The organism is Nostoc sp. PCC 7107 (assembly GCF_000316625.1).
Lineage (GTDB): Bacteria > Cyanobacteriota > Cyanobacteriia > Cyanobacteriales > Nostocaceae > Nostoc_B.
Window position 1 is genome coordinate 2664391 of the sequence record NC_019676.1, and the last position, 19714, is coordinate 2684104.

12 protein-coding genes are annotated in these 19714 nt (G+C 41.1%); 7 read left to right on the top strand and 5 right to left on the bottom strand.

The window, feature by feature from the left end; genetic code table 11:
- Nucleotides 1-181: 181 nt before the first annotated feature.
- Nucleotides 182-649 (top strand): SsrA-binding protein SmpB, encoded by a 468-nt coding sequence (gene smpB, locus NOS7107_RS11295; protein WP_015113101.1) that lies wholly within the window; start codon nucleotides 182-184, stop codon nucleotides 647-649.
- 193 nt (nucleotides 650-842) lie between these two features.
- On the top strand, nucleotides 843-1121 hold the full coding sequence (locus NOS7107_RS11300) for a WGxxGxxG family protein (protein WP_015113102.1): 279 nt from the start codon (nucleotides 843-845) through the stop codon (nucleotides 1119-1121).
- Between the two features lie 77 nt (nucleotides 1122-1198).
- Here the strand turns inward: NOS7107_RS11300 and NOS7107_RS11305 are convergent, their stop codons facing one another.
- Complete coding sequence (locus NOS7107_RS11305) at nucleotides 1199-2626, bottom strand: IctB family putative bicarbonate transporter (RefSeq protein ID WP_015113103.1); 1428 nt, start codon at nucleotides 2624-2626, stop codon at nucleotides 1199-1201.
- A 299-nt stretch (nucleotides 2627-2925) separates the two neighbouring features.
- The gene (locus NOS7107_RS11310; protein ID WP_015113105.1) at nucleotides 2926-4482 is read right to left on the bottom strand and encodes a GAF domain-containing sensor histidine kinase; all 1557 of its coding nucleotides are present in this window, start codon (nucleotides 4480-4482) and stop codon (nucleotides 2926-2928) included.
- A gap of 679 nt (nucleotides 4483-5161) precedes the next feature.
- Between NOS7107_RS11310 and NOS7107_RS11315 the strand changes: the two genes are divergently transcribed.
- The 5 genes from NOS7107_RS11315 (at nucleotide 5162) to NOS7107_RS11335 (ending at nucleotide 12194) form a co-directional block, all read left to right on the top strand.
- Nucleotides 5162-6328, top strand: a complete 1167-nt coding sequence (locus NOS7107_RS11315; protein WP_015113106.1) for a DegT/DnrJ/EryC1/StrS aminotransferase family protein — start codon at nucleotides 5162-5164, stop codon at nucleotides 6326-6328.
- A 139-nt stretch (nucleotides 6329-6467) separates the two neighbouring features.
- Nucleotides 6468-7367, top strand: a complete 900-nt coding sequence (gene crtB / locus NOS7107_RS11320) for a cyanoexosortase B (RefSeq protein ID WP_015113107.1) — start codon at nucleotides 6468-6470, stop codon at nucleotides 7365-7367.
- Nucleotides 7368-7563: 196 nt separating this feature from the next.
- Nucleotides 7564-8286, top strand: coding sequence for a cyanoexosortase B system-associated protein (locus tag NOS7107_RS11325; RefSeq protein WP_015113108.1), 723 nt, complete (start codon nucleotides 7564-7566; stop codon nucleotides 8284-8286).
- A gap of 204 nt (nucleotides 8287-8490) precedes the next feature.
- Nucleotides 8491-9900 carry a polysaccharide biosynthesis/export family protein gene (locus NOS7107_RS11330; RefSeq protein ID WP_015113109.1) on the top strand — a complete coding sequence of 470 codons (1410 nt, stop codon included), beginning with the start codon at nucleotides 8491-8493 and terminating at the stop codon, nucleotides 9898-9900.
- Nucleotides 9901-10001: 101 nt separating this feature from the next.
- On the top strand, nucleotides 10002-12194 hold the full coding sequence (locus NOS7107_RS11335) for a tyrosine-protein kinase domain-containing protein (RefSeq protein ID WP_015113110.1): 2193 nt from the start codon (nucleotides 10002-10004) through the stop codon (nucleotides 12192-12194).
- Nucleotides 12195-12288: 94 nt separating this feature from the next.
- Here the strand turns inward: NOS7107_RS11335 and NOS7107_RS11340 are convergent, their stop codons facing one another.
- The 3 genes from NOS7107_RS11340 to NOS7107_RS11350 all read right to left on the bottom strand — a co-directional run bounded on the left by NOS7107_RS11340 (nucleotide 12289) and on the right by NOS7107_RS11350 (nucleotide 19634).
- Complete coding sequence (locus NOS7107_RS11340) at nucleotides 12289-12966, bottom strand: rhomboid family intramembrane serine protease (protein WP_015113111.1); 678 nt, start codon at nucleotides 12964-12966, stop codon at nucleotides 12289-12291.
- Between the two features lie 225 nt (nucleotides 12967-13191).
- Complete coding sequence (locus NOS7107_RS11345) at nucleotides 13192-13911, bottom strand: rhomboid family intramembrane serine protease (protein ID WP_015113112.1); 720 nt, start codon at nucleotides 13909-13911, stop codon at nucleotides 13192-13194.
- A 179-nt stretch (nucleotides 13912-14090) separates the two neighbouring features.
- Complete coding sequence (locus NOS7107_RS11350) at nucleotides 14091-19634, bottom strand: translocation/assembly module TamB domain-containing protein (RefSeq protein ID WP_015113113.1); 5544 nt, start codon at nucleotides 19632-19634, stop codon at nucleotides 14091-14093.
- Between the last annotated feature and the right edge of the window lie 80 nt (nucleotides 19635-19714).

A 19714-nucleotide genomic window follows, 5' to 3' on the forward strand; every position in this document is an offset into this window, starting at 1 on the left:
AATCATAATGCCGCAACTAGTTGGCAAATAACATTTTAATTGATGGCTATAAAAAGTTAGAATAATAGGATAACACTGATATTCAACAAATAATTAATTTATAGTAGTTTAATGTGCCTCTATAAATTCACAAAGTAGCCTAAACAATTTTGGCAACACATTTAAAGTCATAAAAATATCAATGAGTGAAAAAAGCGACAGTTACAAAGTTATTAGCGACAATCGTCAAGCCCGTTATTTGTATGAAATCTTGGAAACCTATGAAGCTGGCGTTCAGTTGACTGGAACAGAGGTTAAGTCTATTCGTGCCGGCAAGGTAAATCTACAAGATGGTTATGGTTTGATTCGTGATGGGGAACTATGGCTACTCAATGTACATATTTCTCCATACAATGCCAGTGGACAATATTTCAATCATGAACCAAGGCGGACGCGTAAGCTATTGCTGCATCGTCAAGAAATTCGTAAGTTAATTGGCAAAGTCGAACAACAGGGCTTGACACTAGTACCTTTAAAAATGTATCTCAAGCGAGGTTGGGTAAAAATTAGCCTTGCACTAGGTAAAGGTAAAAAAATTCATGACAAGCGAGATGATATCAAACGCCGTCAAGATCAACGCGATATTCAAAGAGCAATGAAAAATTATTAAATTGTCAATAGTCATTGGTCATTAGTTTCTCCTCTGCTTTTTCGCACTCCCCATTCCCTACCCACAACTCCCTAGACTATATATCCTCAGCGTGAGTTGAGAAAAAACCTAGTTTATAGCTACAGATTGATTCTGGTTGCGTTAGGACTCGATACAGTGGTGAGTAACTTTGGAAGCAATGAGGAACTTTATCATGAAAAGCAACCTTACTAAAGCTCTTGGCGCTGGAGTACTAACATTAGGGATGGCAATTATGCCTTTAACAACATTGCCTGTACAAGCGCAGGACAATACTACTACCACTGGTGATGCACCACGGACAACTACTTACGATCGCAATGATTTTGATTGGGGTTGGCTAGGATTACTCGGTCTGCTTGGTTTAGCTGGTTTAGCTGGTAGAAAGCATAACGATGAAACTACTCGTTACCGTGATCCTAATGCTCCTGGTGCTACTAGCTATAGAGACTAACGCCACAATATAGAATGCAGAAAAATCAAGAACAGAGATGGGCAAGTGAGAGTAGAAACTTGCCCATTTATTCAGAATTAATTAGTAGCAGAATCTGGATTAGATGAATTAATCAGTTGGCTATTGTTTTGATTTAGCGGCATCCAGTAGCTGGCAATTATAGCCACCATTAACCACCATAGGGTATTAACTTCCGGCCGGAACCAAATTGTATCTACTGTGCCGTGAGCTAACATCCCCAGCAAAGTAGCACAAGCACCAATTAACCAAAATCCTTGGATATTTCTCGATTCTCGCAATCTTCGCAGTTGTAACAGTGCTGTATTAAAGGTGACTAAAATTAGCCATAAAAAACAAGCTAAACCAATAAAGCCAGTTTCAACAGCTACCTCTAGCAGAATTGAGTAAGCGCTTAAAGCGCTATAACGAGGACGTTGATAAAGTGGGTAGATTTTATTAAAAGCATTATGACCAGGGCCAATGCCGATAATGGGGCGATCGCGGATCATTTCAAAGACAGCATCCCAAACATTGCGGCGATAATTATTACTGCTATCTTGGCGATCGGCAAAAATACTAAAAACTCGCAGACGGACTGGCTCCACAAAGATAACGGCTAGGAGCAATAATACCAGTGTACCTCCCAAAATTATCGGCAGTGACCAAGTACGCCAAAAAGGAGGTAGTTCTAGACTCCGCCAATAAACTAATAATGCGATCGCAGCTAAAATTGCTACTACTAGCCCTATCCACCCACCACGGCTAAAAGTCAAAATTAAGCAGGCACTATTTACAACTAGCATTGTCAATGCTAAAGCTTTTTTGATCCAACCTTGCCAAGCAAAAATAGCTACTAAACTCAAAACAACGGCTGGCATTAAATACCCAGCTAACAAATTAGGATTACCCAAATAACTATAAACTCTGGTTGTTTTAGACAAAGGTGATTCTGGATCTACCCATGTAGCCAATTGGGCCGCGCCAAAAAACCATTGCCGTAATCCATATACACTAACAATTAGCGATATATGTAGATATAAGGTAATAATCCAAGTTCGGAGACGTGGCAACCTGAGTACCCTGGCACACAGGGCAAACAGCAACAAATATAGTGTTAATGTCACCAAATCGTTCAAAGCGGCCTTTTTCACTGGTGATAGTGCTGTAGCAACTACAGCAATTCCCCAATAAAGCAATACCAACAAGTGAATAGGAGTAACTAATGGCACATTGGCTGGTACGGGTTCATCCGATAAAGTCAATAACAGCCAAAATCCTACACATGCTATCAGCAGTACCCCGATCAATGTACTCGAAACAAAAGGAGCCAGAGCATAAATTAAGCTGATTAAAGCAGCTGCAATTATGTCTCCCCATTGAATCAAAATGCTGCTTTGCCGCCATGAATTGAACAAACCAACCAAAAAACGGCGTAAGTAGCTAGTAGCGAGGTATTCTTTGAGTGGTAAATCAGATAAAGTAAATCGTTGCCAGGCTAAATTCATAAAACACGCTGCATTTAATGAGCAAATCTGCACAGGCAGAACTTGCACTTAATCATCATGCCGGTGATTATAAACAGGCCACAACGGAGATGGCAAATTTAGTAGAGAAACTTGCGTGCAAAGACACTAGTGTATCTGGGCAAAAATAGGAATATCACAGCTAAAAATTGGCAAAAAATCAAAATTTAAGGTTTTTATATTTTTACTTATGCCTCTTCATACTAGTTATGATTCATCAGGTGATGCTGATTGAAGGGGAAAAATTAATAGTTGGGTAGATTTAAAAAAGTAGCTTGTGACTAAATCTCGTTAACGGCTTCAGTATTAGTAGTAGCAGTTTGTAGTGGCAAAGAAAGTACATAACGGTGTCCTGATTCTGTTGAACCTTGGATCGAAATTTGCCCACCATGTAATTCTGCTAACTGACAACTTAGTAACAAACCTAAGCTTTCACGGGATAAACTATTATTACTCTTAACTAACTCCAGATTGTGGTTTACACTTAACAAATCTGAGTAGGAATCACTTAAGTTTGGTGATTGTTCTAGTGTGATTGATAAACCTCCTAACTCATCTTGGTTTGTGGAATAACTACTGTATGAAGCTGCTTCGTTGGCAAGTTCCAGTAGAGATAGAGGATGAAGACGAAAATAGGGATCAACCTCAGTAATCCCGTCTCCTAACCAAGGATGTGAAACCCAAACAGTAATATTGAGTATATTTTCTTTGTAAGAGACGTGAATTCTTACAATACTACCTGTCGCAGATAATTGAATAACACTGAAAACCATGTGGTAAAGTATTTGTCGCACCTTGTCTTTGTCTAAAGGCCAAATGCGACCACGCCCAGGTTCTATTGACAGGCGAATATCTTGCTCCCGACGGTTAGCTGGTTCTTCTAGACTATTAATAGCTTGTTGACACAACATTTCAATGTCTACCGGAGCTATGTTTAGTACTAGTGAATTTTCATCTACTGTACCTAATTCAGTAATTTCATTAACTAAAGACAGTAAGTAACGTCCGCTGTGTTGGATAATTTCCAGATATTCTCTTTGCTTAGTTGTCAAAGGCCCATAAATTTCTCTACCTAAGACACTAGCCATACCTAGTACAGATGTCAAAGGAGTGCGTAATTCTTGAGTAAGTTGCCCTAAAAGTTCTAGTTTTAATTGTCTAGTAGAACGTGATTCTTTTTCTAAGGTCGTTGATGTTAGTTTTAAGCTATTGTTAGCTTCTTCATTAATAAACAAAGTAGACGCGCTTTTATGATTGTTCTTTTCTGATCTACTTTGCAGGAGTCGATTCCGCTCAAATTCACTCATGCTCCAACGAGCTATGATTTGTAAAAATTCAATATCTCGATTTTTAAATTCGCGCGGTACCAAATCCATAACTGCCAAGGCACCTAAACAATGCCCTGAAGAATCAATTAATGGCACTCCCAAATAAGCGCGAATGCCATATTCTTGAACTAATTTACTAGTAATAATACTATTATTACTGTATTTTTGGGTATCATTAATTACTAGCTCTCTACAGGATTCTACAACTTGGGTGCAGAAAGATTCTCGACGCAACAACTGACGGTTTTGCGCTAAATGATTCATCAATCCTAGTCTGGATAAACCTACAGATGACTTGAACCAATGGCGCTCCTGATCTACAAATCCCAATATAGAAATTGGCGCTTCCAAAAAATGGGCAGCCGTTTGAGTAGCTTCCTCAAAGACTGGGATTGTTTCAGGTTGCCGCAAACCTAGTTCAGATAATACTGTGAGGCGTTGTTGTTCTCTCGTTTCCTGAGAAGCCCAACCATCCTTAAGAGCAAATAATTTGTTTTCAGGCTCTACCATTGCCACCGCTACCTTGATAATTCGTCGATATTGTAATATATATAACCACTGTCGCCGGGTTATGATTTCCTATAGTTAAGCATTCCCCAATTTTGCCCTCGACAAACAATAATCGCACAGAAATTTTATACAACTGTGGAAAATACAGTGATCTATTAGGATGTTCTGATTAAGCGAAATTTTAATGTCAGATAACGTTAGTTTCCAAATTTATCTGGGTAAAATAATATTAAGACTGGTATAAAAGTATTTTTCCCTAGTCGATTTTATACATAGAGTAAAAACTAGGAGTTTCTGACATATATACGCAATGATTGTTAACTTAAAATTTGCTTTTTACGTAAAAATACTGTTACTTAGTTAATGAAACTGAAAGCCATATCTTAATTGCTACTAAAACAGAATCTAAAGTTGTTCAGTATTTAGCAACTAATAAAAAATGCCATTTTGTAAGACTATTAACAATGTAAATTTAATGAAAATCAAGACAAGTTGTATGTATAACAGGCTTTATAAATACGTGATATTTCGCCTAAAAATACTTAGAATTAAAAGCAGATTTTATCAAATATTCACTGAGTTTTTACAAAATATTGTTGTTTAAATATTATGGTTAAACAACAGGACTAATTTTAATTGTTGGCAGGTTTAATATTTAAATTTTGAGGCACAATAATAAATGAATAAAATGGTTGCTCGAGTCCCTTTTGTAGACCTGAATTTACAACATCAACCAATTCAAAATCAATTAGAACAAGCAATCAATAGTGTATTACATCGAGGAGATTTTGTCTTAGGTAAAGCAGTTGCAGATTTTGAGACAGCGTTTGCCGCAGCATCAGGTGCAAACTATGGTGTGGGTGTAGCATCAGGAACAGATGCGATCGCGCTTGGTTTACAAGCTTGTAATATTGGTGTGGGTGATGAAGTAATTCTGCCAGCTAACACTTTTGTTGCCACATTAATAGGCGTATTACGTGTAGGGGCTAAACCAATTCTGGTTGATTGTGATCCTCAGACAGCCTTAATTGATTTAAAAGCAGCAGCTAAAGTAGTTACATCTCATACCAAAGCAATTATTCCCGTACATCTTTATGGGCAGATGGTATCACCAAAACAATTATTAGATTTTGCTGCTACCCACAAATTATTAATTTTTGAAGATGCAGCCCAAGCGCATTTAGCAGAATGCGAAGGTTATCGGGCTGGTTCTGTGGGTATAGCCGCAGCTTTTAGTTTCTATCCCAGCAAGAATTTAGGTGCTTTTGGCGATGGTGGAATGCTAATTACCAAAGATCCAGAGATTGCCCAAAAAATGGTGCGCTTACGCAACTACGGTGCAGCCCAAAAGTACGTCCATGTAGAATCAGGGACAAATAGTCGCTTAGATACCTTGCAAGCAGCAGTGTTACTGGCAAAGTTACCTCATTTACAAAAGTGGAATGGCGATCGCCATTCTATCGCCCAACAGTACGATACTCAACTAGCCCCCTTAGCATCTGCTGGCATTATCCCCATGCAAAATCACAGCAGTGCAGGACACGTATATCACCTCTACGTGATTAAAATTGATGATGCTTGTGCGGTTGAACGCCAGCAAATTCAGGACAAACTCACAGCAGCCGGAATTCAAACTGGAATTCACTACCCCATTCCTTGTCATCTGCAACCAGCATTCACCTATTTGGGTTATCAACCAGGAGATTTCCCCCAATCGGAAAAACTAGCAAAGCAGATATTATCTTTACCCATGTATCCTGGTTTAAGTAGTAATCAAATTAAAGAAGTCGTGACAGAGATTACATCAATAATGAGTGGTGAACAACAACAGTTGTTATCTGTTTAAAAACCAAGAATTCAGGAGTCAGGAGTTAGGGGCGAGAATTCAGCATTGAATTTTTTGCTCCTGATGGTTGAATAAGTAAAATACTTGCCCGTCATCTTTTGATTTGATAGTCTTCTGAATTCTTCAATACTTTAAAATCATGGCACTTCCACAACAAATTCAAATTAGAAGCATACAACAATCACTGAGCATAGCAATTTTAGGCGTTTTGGGATTATTGTATGCCCCTCTGTTGCTTCACTGGCTTGATGGTTGGTTAAATAAAAGTATCAGTATAGAACACGAATATTTTAGCCACGGGATTATCGGTCTACCGTTTGCAGCTTACCTGAGTTGGTTGAGTCGCAAACAGTGGCAACGTTTACCAGATAGCACTCATCCCGTGGGTGCTTTTTTGCTTTTAATCGGCGGCGTGTTCTATCTTAGCGGTATAACTGATTGGGTTAATCTTTCGTTGCCAATCATCTTAGCCGGATTATGCCTGTGGTTTAAAGGTGTGGCAGGTTTGCGCTTACAAGGCTTTCCAATGGTATTGGTATTTTTAGCAACCCCCACTTTTGTTCCATATCTATTAGTTCCCTACACCTTACCCTTGCAAAGTTTTATTGCTGGCACCGCAGGATTTATTCTCAATCAAATTGGGATGCAAGTCACTGTTGACGAAATCAATATTTACGTCAGCGGACGCATTGTGGAAGTAGCACCCTATTGCGCGGGGCTAAAAATGTTATTTACTACTCTCTACGTTAGTTTGATGCTGCTGTACTGGACTGGTGCTTTAGTTTCCCGACGCATTAGTGCTTGGTTTATATGTATGGCTGTTGTCATTAGCGTTACTGCCAATATTATTCGTAACACTTTGCTGAGTTACTTTCACGGCACAGGCAACGAAGCTGCATTTAAATGGTTACACGATAGTTGGGGCGGTGATTTGTATTCTGCTTGTATGCTTTTACTATTGGTACCATTACTCAATTGGATGCAAAGCAATTTTTTAGCAGAGCCAGCAACTGTAGAAGCAGTAGACGAGCAAAACTAACAAAAAAGCTATGTTTGGTAAAAAGCAACCAGAACAATCAAGCCAATCTTAGCTTTAAATACTTGCGACATATAGCTTTGCCATCGATTTTAGCCTATTCTTCTCCAAAGCCCCATCAACAGAGACTGCTACTTTTACTGAACTCAGAGTGCCATTTTTTCAGTAAAATTTTGCGTAAATATTGCAAATTTTACTGATGATTTCCTTTTCTAAGGTTCTCAAAGAAAAACAGGTGACATATATAGTAGCTCTGGCATTGTTGCTGCTGCTATTGGCAATGGGTGGAGTTCCCAGCTACTTCAGTGGACGCTGGGAATGGAAACAGCCACCACCTGTTACCACCCTCAAAGAATTAAGAAAAATACGTAAAACCGGATTAACCATTCCTGGTTGGCAAACGGTTCAACAAAGCGAACAACAAATTGGTGAGCATAAATGGTCGCTGCAAATTCTCAAACAAGCCAGTTCCCAAACTCAGATAATCTTGCTATTACTCCCACAGAATGGGCCAAAGGATCAACCGGAAGTGGAATGGACAGAGATTAACGGCTGGGGTAGGTTGCGTTGGGGAAAATGGGATATGGCTCAAGAACGTTCTCTGAAATTTCCAGTGAAACAGTCCCAAACTTCAACTTCCCATCCAGAAGCGCGAGTCAAAGCTAGATTTTTTCGGATTTCGACACAACAAGATACTTTTGCTGCCTTGCAATGGTATGCTTTCCGCAATGGTGGAGACCCATCACCTTTAAGCTGGTTTTTTACAGATCAGTTGGCTCAGTGGCAAAAACATCGGACGCCTTGGGTAGCTGTAAGTATTTTGATACCAATAGAGCCTTTTGGAGAAGTAGAAAATACTAGGTCTTTAGCTCAGTCTCTGGGTGAAACGGTGCAAACTACATTGATGGCAAACGCTTTATAGTCAAGTATGTTTGAAAATATCGGAAATCAACTAGTAGCGTGGATAAACTGCTATCTTTGATCCAATAATTTCGGAGAATGGCAAGATAAAAATTTTCCTGCTTTTCTATAATCAATTCTGCAACTCAAAACCAATATAGAAGTTATTTCCAACGTCAAATAACGACTCGGCAGAACCAATTCTCAACACAGCTTTACTGCACCGATGTTTATAGCTTCCCATCCTTATGTACGTGCATTTAGCACTTTATGTTTTGTCAGTTTTCAGGCAGGTGTTTGGCTGACAAACTCTGTACAACCTGTTGTCGCTCAATCTTTACCATCTTCTGAAACTTCACCAGGACAAAAATTTCCGTCGCTACCACCTGCAAATCCGGCGACTGAAGAATCACCGCTACAACCTCCTTCCCCACCACCCAATGCTGATAGTATTCCTGGTGAAAGCGGCGGAGTTTCTTCCCAACTCAACCGTTACCTGTTAGGGCCAGGAGATGTAATCAGTGTGACGTTTCAACGTCCTCCGGGTGCTTATCGCTTGGGGCCGGGAGATTCTATTAATGTTGTGGTTCAACGCTTCCCAGACTTAAGTTTTGCCGCTTCTGTTAATCCAGAAGGTAATATTGCAGTGCCACTACTAGGTACAGTGCCACTACAAAGTTTAACTTTGCTAGAAGCTCAAGAAAAAATTCGGTTGTTATTTAATCGTTATGTAGTTAATCCTGTAGTAGTTCTGTCATTGACGGGTTTACGCCAGGATTTGAGTTTTCAGGCGCAAATTAGTCCTGAAGGTAATATTGTTGTGCCACAGGTGGGAATATTATCTATACAAGGCTTGAGTTTGGCAGAAGCTCAAGAAAAAATTCGCTTGAGTTTAAGTCGCGTCATGGTTGATCCAGCGATCGCAGTATCTTTATTTTCACCACGACCTGTACAAATTACGATTAGCGGTGAGGTTTTTCGTCCAGGGATTTATCCTGTCGCTTCTGCCACACCTAGAGTCGCTGATGCTTTACTGATAGCTGGCGGTTCGACTATGAGCGCCGACCTCCGACAAGTACAAGTGCGTCGGACATTAATGGATGGTTCTGTAATTTCCCAAAATATTGACCTATACGCAGCGTTACAAAATGGCGGTTCTGTGCCGAATTTACGTTTGCAAGATGGAGATGCAGTGATCATCCCCCGTCGAGAAGTCGGCAACGATGATGGTTATGACCGCAATTTAATTGCGCGTTCATCCTTAGCGGTACCGCAGATTCGCGTCCGCTTGTTAAACTATGCGGCTGGTGGACTCGTAACACAAACCTTGCCGAATGGCAGTACTTTTATTGATGCTTTGGGAGGGATTAATTTAGATACAGCTAACCTGCGAGATATTGCGTTAATTCGATTTGACCCAGAACGAGGTCGGGCAATTACACAAAAACTGGATGCCAAAAAAGCACTTTCTGGTGATATCTCTCAAAATGTCCCCTTACAAGATAATGATGTTATTGTTGTTGGTCGCAACCTAATTACTAGAATCACTAATATCTTTAGTACAATTACTCGGCCGTTCTTTGATGTTCAAAGTTTTATTCGCTTCTTCCAATTTTTTGGCGGTGGCTCCAATTAGTGCATCTTATTTGTTTGGTTTGGCGAAACACAAATGACAGTTGAATCTTGACCATTGATTATTAACCAGCTTTCTCTCGCTTATTTCTATATGCCTCTGCTATGACCCCACCAATTGTTAAGCGTTATCTAATTGCATTCGAGAAGTACAAGTGGATTGGACTAGGTAGTTTTGCGCTAGTTGTCGCTGGGTCAACAGTGGTAGCTGTACAACCAGATCCACCTATTAACTACATAGCAGATGGCGCACTGACTTATAATCGTCCACCAGTTTCATTTTCGCTGACGGGGAATGAGATTCAGCAGCAAGGGCAAGAATTAAGCGAGGGTGCTTTGCTGTCAGATCAGATTATTGAAACTGTCGCCACAAAAGTTAATGTTAAACCAAAAACAATTGGTTTAAATGTTGCTCTGAAATTACCCGAAAAAGCTAAGGCTGGAGAAGTTGCATCCACAGTTATTGATTTGAAATATAAAGATACTGATCCTAAACGCGCCCAAGAGGTGCTTCAGGAATTAATGCAGGCAATGATCAAGCTGAGTGGCGAAATTAACACGGGAAGGCTAAAAGCAATTATTCAAAAAATTGAAGAACGTATACCCCAGGCGAAAGCGGAATTGCAAACAGCAGAAAAAAGATTAGAACAGTACGATCGCCGAGAACGACCGGCAATCTTATCCGCAGAGAATGGTAGTTTATTGGCAGGAATCACTAATAGCCAAAATCAACAACGATTAATTCAACTAAATATTGCGGGGATTGATGCCCAAATTCGCAGTTTGCAAGCAAAGTTAGGTTTAGATGTCAATAAAGCTTATATTTCTTCGGCTTTAAGTGCTGACCCCATTTTGGGTAGTTTGCGAACACAGCTATATCAAACAGAATCGCAAATTGCCTTGCTACGCAAAGATTTGCGACCTGAACATCCCACAATGATTCAGTTACAGCGCCAAAAAGAAGCAACAGAACTATTAATCCAACAGCGTGCTAACGAAGTTATCGGTGGTGGTGGTGCAGCCGCACCTTTTTCAGGAGATATTTCGGGAATTCGCGCCCAAAGTAACTTAGATCCAGCCAGACAAGGGTTAGCAAATCAGATGGTGACTTTGCAAACCCAACGAGATACGCTGCAACAACAGTTAGCACAGCAAATCCGCGAAGAAGTCCGACTACGGCAAGAGTATTCTTTAATACCAAATAAACAGTTAGAGCGATCGCGATTAGAACAGGAAGTTGGGCTGAAAAAAGCAGTTTATGACCAAATGCAGGCTAAACTCACAGACTCTAAAACCGCAGAGGCAGAAACTGTTAGTAGCTTGACTATCGCCCGGACACCGAGTATTATTCCCGAACCCACGAAAGTCAAAAGTGTGCCAACAACTTTAGGAATTGGTGGTTTCTTAGGTTTGTTAGTAGGTGGTGGCGTGATATTTTTGCTGGGTTCTCTAGAAGGTGTTTTCAAAACCCAAGAAGATATCCGCGACAGCTTGAAGCAACGGGAAGTGGTGTTATTGGGCGAAATACCTTTAATGCCAGTAGATGATTTAGCGGCTGAAGCAGTTCCAGTGGTATTTTCTGTTGATTCACCATATTTGGAGTTTTATGAAAAGTTTCGTAGTAATTTACGCCGTCTAGCAGGTAAAGACGTAAAAATTCTCTTAATTGCTAGTACTGGCGCTCAAGAAGGAAAAACAGTCAGTGCTTACAACTTAGGTGTAGCTTGCGCTCGTGCTGGCAAACGTACCTTAATTATTGAAACTGATTTGCGATCGCCTTCGCGGGCTGCATCCCTAAAAGTGAATCTTGACCCTGACGCGACTATAGAACCTTTACGTTATTATGCCAGCTTGAGTGATTGTATTCGCTTAGTACCTGATGTAGAAAATTTATACATTATTCCCAGTCCCGGCCCTGTGCTGCAATCACCAGCTATTATTGAATCTAGCGAAATGCGGCGACTCATGGAAGATGCCCGTGAGCGTTATGATTTAGTAATTTTAGATACTAGTCCTTTAAGTTACTCTAATGATCCGTTACTTATTCAACCCTACAGCGATGGCATAGTATTGGTAGCACGACCGAACTATACCCAAGAAAGTATGTTAGGTGAAGCGATCGATCAATTACAAGAAGCTGAACTAGGATTATTGGGTGTAATCATCAATGGTGCTGATATTGAAGTTACTGTACCAGAAACAGCAGAACCTCTACCAACATCTTCATCAAAACCAGAACCAGTAATTGCGGAAGAATCTGATCAAGTTTCCGCAGGCGTAAATAACACCTACAACTAGTGAGAAATAGAAGTTTGGGGATACAAGGGTGTGGAAAATGAAACCTTGATACCCCAAATCCCTTGAGACTCAGCACCCAGTACTTTGTCAAAGCTTATTCATAGTCGCGTTTAAATAGACCAAACAAGGGCGCAAGTATAACTCCGAAAACAAAGCCACCGATATGCGCCCAATAAGCAACTCCCCCAGATTGGACGCTCATATTAGCAGCAGCTTGGAGGCTGGCGAGACCAGATATCACATTCTGCACAAAGAAAATGCCAATGACTACCAGTGCCGGAACACTAATTGTAGTTGCAAAAAAACCTAAAAATATTAAGGTCGTAATTCTGGCATGAGGAAAGCGGATGAGATATGCGCCCAAAACCCCAGAAATTGCTCCACTAGCGCCCAAGGAAGGAATTGGAGAATTCATTCCAATCGCCCACTGACACAAAGCCGCTAAAGCGCCGCATGTCAAATAAAAAATTAGATATTTGAAATGACCCAAACGATCTTCGATATTGTTGCCAAAGACCCAAAGAAAAACCATATTCGAGATCAAGTGCCACCAACCGCCGTGGAGAAACTGTGATGTAATTAAAGTTATCCATTCTCCATCAAAGTTGTAGGTTAATTCTCTGGGTACTACAGCATACTCACTGAAAAAGAAATTTAATCGGGCATTAGACAAACTCACTTCATGAAGAAAAACTAAAACATTCATACCAATCAAACCGTAAGTGAAATACGGCGTGATTCGCGTCGGATTTTCGTCATAGAGTGGAAACACAGGTGTTTTTCCTAATTATCAATTAACTGCAATATAGCTTGTGTGACTGGCAGTTGAAAAATTTTGATAATTGCACCTGTGATAAAGTGCTGTAAAGCCCTGCGGGCATGGCTGCGCTTAGAGCGGTAGCGGGGCGTTTAGCCCGTGCTGAGTTGAAAGTGCTGAGTATAAATTCTCTTACCTCAAAGCTTTGAGCAATGCTTTAACTGCTAAATTTACCAGCACTTAGCTGTACCATGATTCGTCGGGAGATTTGTCACTAAACAAACCTAACACTGGGCCGAGAATTGCGCCAAAGATGAAACCGCCTGCGTGCGCCCAGTAAGCAATACCACCGCTTTCCATCCCAATATTAGTAGGAGTTTCTAAACTGACAAATCCGTAGAAAGATTGTTGGAGAAACCAAAATCCTAAAAAGAAATAGGCGGGAACCCGGAAAGTTGGGAAGAAAATTCCTAAAGGTACAACACCGAGAATTTCTGCTTTGGGGAAGCGGAGGATATATGCACCCATAACTCCCGCGATCGCACCACTAGCACCCAAAGACGGAATGTTAGAATTTTGAGAGAAATACCATTGGGTCAAAGACGCTAAAATACCGCAAGCTAAATAAAACAGCAAATATTTGGCATGACCTAATTTATCTTCAACGTTATTACCAAATATCCATAAAAACAACATATTGCCAGCTAAGTGCAAGAAGCCACCATGCAAAAATTGCGAGCTAATTAAAGTTGCCCATTCTGGTACTGGTTGATGCACAGAAACACCAGCAAAGCTTAAGCTAAGTTCGCGGGGAACTACAGCAGCCAGGTGTAAAAAACCATCTAATGCTTGTGGTGGAAGGCTACTTTCATAAATAAATGCCAGAACATTAGCGGCAATTAAACCGTAAGTTACATAAGGGGTAATTTGCGTAGGATTATTATCTCTAATGGGAACCACGGACTTTCTTCCTGATTTTTGAGAAACTAGCCTCAAATTACCGAATATTGCCTATAATTTCTTCTATCTCTTGGCTAGATATTTAGTCTCTGCCTTTTAAAATACTTGATTTTCTGGTTGATATGATTTTAAAGGAGGGACTTTTAGTAAATGAATCAGCCCTGCGTACCTTTGGAGAACTAAAATCGAGTTTCATACTCAAATAACAGAAAATTTTCGCTACCTAAATCAGTTGCACCACGCACCAAAATTTCATCATTCAGCCGATAAAGGACGTTATAACGAAAAGACGCATCACTACTAAATAAAGGACGGGATAAACTAACAGAAAAATCTCGATTAACGTTGAACACTCCCTCTGCTGACAAATCAAGAACAGATGAGCGTCTTGATGTTTGATCAGTAATGGGAGTGGGAAATATGCGAAATTCACTAAAGCCAACAGCCTGACCGATCGCCGTAATAGTTCCTTGCAAACCACCTAAAATAGTAGTGCCTGCAAAATTGGTTAATCCTTGCGTTATATCTCCGGTTTGAGCAAAATTATTCAAAATTGACCCACCTAGCAAAGCGACAATTTCTCCCTGACTGCGGCGAGGTTGACTGGTAAGTTCTAAATTTTGATTTAATTCACTGGCTCGTCCTGTGGCTCTGGCTTGTACGCGTACAGTCCGTAAAGTGCCAAAATTGGTAGTAGAAATATCGCTGATTTCAGACGACAAAGGTGATTCTAAAATTCGGTTGCTGGTTGCTGATGTCTCCGGTACGATCGCCAACAGTCGCACATCCACGGTAGGATCAAGTCCTTGGCTGGGAATAAATGTGGCTGTTTGTTCATAGCCACGTTCTAAGGTGAACTCGGTGCTAAATAAGCTGACTCGTCCTCCGGTTAAACGAATCACTCCTTCTGGGAGAGGCTTGGCTAAGGTTCCATTAATTGTCAAATCGCCTTTAGCGTTAAAGCTAAGTATGGGTTGACTAAAGGCTCCCGGTACAAAGCTAAATAAAGATTGACTCGTCACTTTTACATCGTTACCCAAAGTCAAGCGTAAATCGGCAAACTCTACAGGTAAATTAGGTCTAGTTACGGTGTTATTGACAGCGTTAGTCGGTTCTGGTGTAGCGTTGGGGTTAACTTCTGTTATGTTTACAGCACTAATATTGATGTTATTATTATCTGTCGTTGCTGGTTTTGAATTAGCCGTGGTGGAATTTCCAATAATAACTTGTCCGTTATTCAGTTCAATTTCCCCACCAATTCGCGGTTTGAGTGCGGTTCCACGAATCACAGCATTCCCACTCACACCACCTTCATACAATCCTGGAACCTGAAAATCTAATTGTTTTTCTATTAATACTGTCAGGGGATTAGATGCAGCAGACTGAGGGGTAAAAATTGGCAAGATTCCCGCCGCAGTGACTAACCCTTGATTATAGTTACCTTGAATCCCTTCGACATTAACTGTATTACCGTTAAATTGCGCTGTTCCCGTCACATTGGTTAATGGTGCTGATAAAGCTTGAGCGCCGATAGTTGCATTATTAAATGTGGCAGTTCCATTGATAATTGGCTGGTTTAAAGTACCACCAACATTGACAGCGACTTGTCCTTGTCCATCTAACCAAGCAACTTGATTGTTAGTCAGCAGATTTAACAGTGTTAAACCTTCGTTACTCACATTCGCGTTAACGCTGATTTGATTGCTCTCTGGTTGTATGGCGACAAAAGGTAAAGGTGCGGGAACACTACCTGTAATTGTGATGGGTTGAGTTCCTGTCAACAATAAAGCACTGTCAAAATTTACGCGAGCATTATTATAGGCAAATTTTACCTGTCCTGTTTGTACAGGTTCCTGGTTGAGAGTTGCATTCGCCAGAGATACTTCACCATTTACTTTAGGGTCTTGTAAACTACCTTGCAAATTAGCAACAGCATTCACTTGACCTGTAATATCTAGAGGATATTGTTCGATGAAAGGCTGAAACACAGATAAAGGTAAACTAGCTACATTCAACTGTCCCGAAAGTTGGTCAAAGCCTAACTGTCCGGTAAAGGCTACTAATCCTTGATTGATGCCAATACTCAAAGGTGAGAGCGTCACAACACCATCAGCAAAATTACCTTGAGCAATCACTTGACTAATAGCATATTGTCCCCATTGCCAATTAGCGCCTTGAAGATTAAATCCTGCATTCAACCCAGATTTTAATGAACCACTGGCGGTAATTGTGCCATTTAACGCACCTGTTAATTCTGCCAAACTAGGTAAAGGCGGCGCTTGTTTTTCCTCTTGCTGTTGTTGTTGCGTTACGACTGTGGCAATTTTCGAGAAATATTCTAACTGGGTTTGTAAGTCTGCATTGGGTAAGCTAAGAGGTGTAGTGTTTAGTGCTTCTGCGCCTGCTAGGGTTGGCGGTTCTGTTCCTGTACTCAAATCTTGGAAATCGTAGATATTAAACGCTTGTAAAATTTCTTGGATTCTAGTTTGGGCTAAATTAGCTTGGACTTGAAATTGCGGATTATTCCCTGTTTGCACACTACCACTTAAAGCAATGCTACTATCTCCAAGACGCAATAGACCGTTAGTTAAATTGGCAGCACCATTAGCATAATTGAAACTACCGCGAAATTCCGCGGCTGAAACTCTAGCAACCCGCGGTTGAGAAATGGCTACGTCTCCAGCCAAAGCATAATTATTCAGATTAACAACTAAGTTTCCTGATAATTGTCCCCCCAAGGGTTTCAATCTATTGTCAGGGATAAAGCCGCCAACTAAAGCGATGGGAAACTGTTGGGCGTTGATGATTAGATTATCGCCCTCAGTTCTACCTGTGCTAATTGCTTGACCGCGCTTGAGTAAAAATGAAGTTGGGCGATAATTTCCATCCAGGTTCAAGGCTATTCTATCTTGCACCCCAGCCAGTCGCAGACTTCCCCCTTGTCCGCCTTGAAAGTTGACATTACCTGCTAAAACACGGTCAAAGGCCAAGTTACTCACATTGAAATTCCGCAGGCGAATATTACCTGTAGCTTGGGGAGTTTCTAGAGTACCTGTAACTTGCCCATTAAAATCGAGAAAGCCTGATAGGGCAATGTCTCTGGGTACTTGCACACCTGTATTGTTAAGGTTGAAATTCTGCGCCAGGACATTGAAATTAAAGCCAGCAATTTTCGGTGTACCTGTTTCTGGTAATTGTACTGCGATCGCACCATTAGCACTAATTCCCGGTGTCGTTGCTCGTGGCACAATAATCTGCTTACCATTCCACTGAAATTGGGCTGTCAATGGTTGTGCTAACTGCGCCACACCTTGGTTAGCGCGAAGTTGTCCCGCAGCGCGAATATCTGCAAGCGCAAAAGATTTGGTATTACCAGCCAACTGCACATTACCATTGAGTTGTCCTCGCAGTTGTGGTGAAAAACGATTAAGTTGAATCTGCGAAGCATTAGCAACGGCTTGCCAGCGACCATTATTTAAATTAGCATCCCGGATGTTAACTCTCCCGCCTGCCACACTCAAGTTTGCTTGTGCTGTGGCGCGAATAGCTTCCAGTTGCAAAGCTTTAGTGCTTCCAGATAAATTAACCGACGCACTATTAACAACTCCTTGAAATTGCTCTGGAACTTGCGGAAAACGATTAAGTTGAATCTGCGAAGCATTAGCAACGGCTTGCCAGCGACCATTATTTAAATTAGCATCCCGGATGTTAACTCTCCCACCTGCGACACTCAAGTTTGCTTGTGCTGTGGCGCGAATAGTAGCCAGTTGAAAAGATTTCGTGCTTCCTGACAAATTCACCGATGCACTATTGACAACTCCTTGAAATTGCGGTGGAATCTGTTTAAAACGGCTTAACTGAACTTGTTCGGTATTGACAAAAGCTTGCCAACGGTTCTGTACAACCTGACCCTTAGCCCTAATTGTATTACCTGCCACATTAAACACCGCCGTGGGCAAAATAATCTTCTGCCCTTGTTGAGTAATTACCGCTGCGCCGATGGTGGGATAAGTTGCATTAGGCGCTTGCACCTGCGCCACCGCCCGCAAATTCCCCAACGCGCCAGAAACCATAGTATTTACTGATACATTCCCAACTTTGATTGTGGAGGAAGAGTTGTTGGTTTTAGCGATGACATCCCCTGGTAAATTTTGGGCAATAACATTCAACGATACTCCACCTTGGGGTGCTAGTTGCACTTGACCACGCCCGACAATTTGCCCACCGGCTGGCGGGTTTACTTGAATGCTGGCAACATTGAGTATTAAAGGTTGTTTGCCCAAAGATCCAGTAATTTGTGTATTAGCTGAGACATTACCAATGTTAATTGGGGGAGTGAAACCGTAATTTCGTGCCAGTATATCTCCTGATATTCCCTCGGCTTGCACGTTAAATTTTACCCGCCCACCTACTATTGCTTGACCACCGCCTGTAATTACTCCACCGGCTGCGGGAACTAAGTTGAGATTTGAGACGGTGATTTGCGAAGCATTTTTATTGACATTCAAGCGAAAATTAGTGTTGACCGATTTAAACTGCACCCGGTCAACTTGAATAGGTTTGGTGTTACTTGCACTACCGCTGAGAACTGGTTGCTGAAGGGAACCTTGAACTTTAACGTTGGCTTGAATTTCCCCAGTAGCGACAACTGGCGATTTAACGTTGAAAGTATCTAATAAGTTTTTTGTAGTGACTGGTTTTACCTGCGCTGAGAGGTTGAAACCTGTTTTAAGATTAACTATGCCATTAGCCAGAATGGGAACCTTACCCAAGTTTGTGGTGAGATTATCTAATGCGATCGCCTGACCTTGAAATACTAATCTACCGTTAGCATTGACAAACTTTTGCGGAATATTTTGAATTTGCGCCGTCACCTGACGCGGAATAGCTGTCCCAGTAATTGCTATATCGGAAACATCTGCGGGAATCTGCACACCCAAATCAGCATTTACCCTTCCTGCTTGCAAAACAATCGGTAACTGAATTAATCGGCTAACATCTGATGCTTGTAAATCTTGCGCCACAACCTGAAGATTAGTTTGTTGTGTTTTTGGTTGTGTATCACCAGTAATTTTAACCGCACCGCCTCTAGCTAGTTGACCATTTATTTCATAACCAATCTGTGTGTTATCTGGTGAAAATCGGGCTACTCCACCGAATTGATTGATAACTACAGAACCTTTCGGTTTAGTTGGTGCAGAGGCTGGTAATAATTCTACATTGCCATCAACAATCTCAAGTGTTTGTAACTGTGTTTGAATAATACCTTGCCCTTCTTGAGACTTCACAGCCGCCGTTACCCAACGACCATCTTGATCTTGTTGGATAAAGACACGGGGTTGCACCACTGTGACATTTAACGGTAGTGTGCGGCTGAAAATAACTGGTAACAGAGAAAAGCGCACATCAACAGCTTTGGCTGTCAGTTGGTCAGAATCGGTAGGCGTTGCTGGTATCGCCAGAGAACTAAATCTCAGACTCGAAAGTGAAAAAGCCTCAACTTGACCTAATGTTATCGGTCGCCCCAGTAATTGTTCAAGATTTGTCTCGACTAACGGGGCTAAATCGTTATATACATAATTTCTCGCCCACCAAATTCCCCATGCAATTCCAGCAAGCAAAAAAATTCCTACTACCAAACTAGTACGTCTTAAAAGCAGAAGATGTAATAAACGTCGGTTAGTAGGCTCCTGATCATTGCCTGAATTTGGAGAGCGCGTCATTTTCGTTACCAGCAACGCTATCGAGTAACAAAGTTATTATTACCCGAAAACAACATAGTTGTTTTTACTAGCTACGAAAA

What these genes read in the sequence shown, in the direction of transcription:
- NOS7107_RS11350 (WP_015113113.1), bottom strand. Translation starts at nt 19,634, where the DNA reads ATGACGCGCTCTCCAAATTCAGGCAATGATCAGGAGCCTACTAACCGA.
- smpB (WP_015113101.1), top strand. Translation starts at nt 182, where the DNA reads ATGAGTGAAAAAAGCGACAGTTACAAAGTTATTAGCGACAATCGTCAA.
- NOS7107_RS11325 (WP_015113108.1), top strand. Translation starts at nt 7,564, where the DNA reads ATGATTTCCTTTTCTAAGGTTCTCAAAGAAAAACAGGTGACATATATA.
- NOS7107_RS11330 (WP_015113109.1), top strand. Translation starts at nt 8,491, where the DNA reads ATGTTTATAGCTTCCCATCCTTATGTACGTGCATTTAGCACTTTATGT.
- NOS7107_RS11300 (WP_015113102.1), top strand. Translation starts at nt 843, where the DNA reads ATGAAAAGCAACCTTACTAAAGCTCTTGGCGCTGGAGTACTAACATTA.
- NOS7107_RS11305 (WP_015113103.1), bottom strand. Translation starts at nt 2,626, where the DNA reads ATGAATTTAGCCTGGCAACGATTTACTTTATCTGATTTACCACTCAAA.
- NOS7107_RS11310 (WP_015113105.1), bottom strand. Translation starts at nt 4,482, where the DNA reads ATGGTAGAGCCTGAAAACAAATTATTTGCTCTTAAGGATGGTTGGGCT.
- crtB (WP_015113107.1), top strand. Translation starts at nt 6,468, where the DNA reads ATGGCACTTCCACAACAAATTCAAATTAGAAGCATACAACAATCACTG.
- NOS7107_RS11335 (WP_015113110.1), top strand. Translation starts at nt 10,002, where the DNA reads ATGACCCCACCAATTGTTAAGCGTTATCTAATTGCATTCGAGAAGTAC.
- NOS7107_RS11315 (WP_015113106.1), top strand. Translation starts at nt 5,162, where the DNA reads ATGAATAAAATGGTTGCTCGAGTCCCTTTTGTAGACCTGAATTTACAA.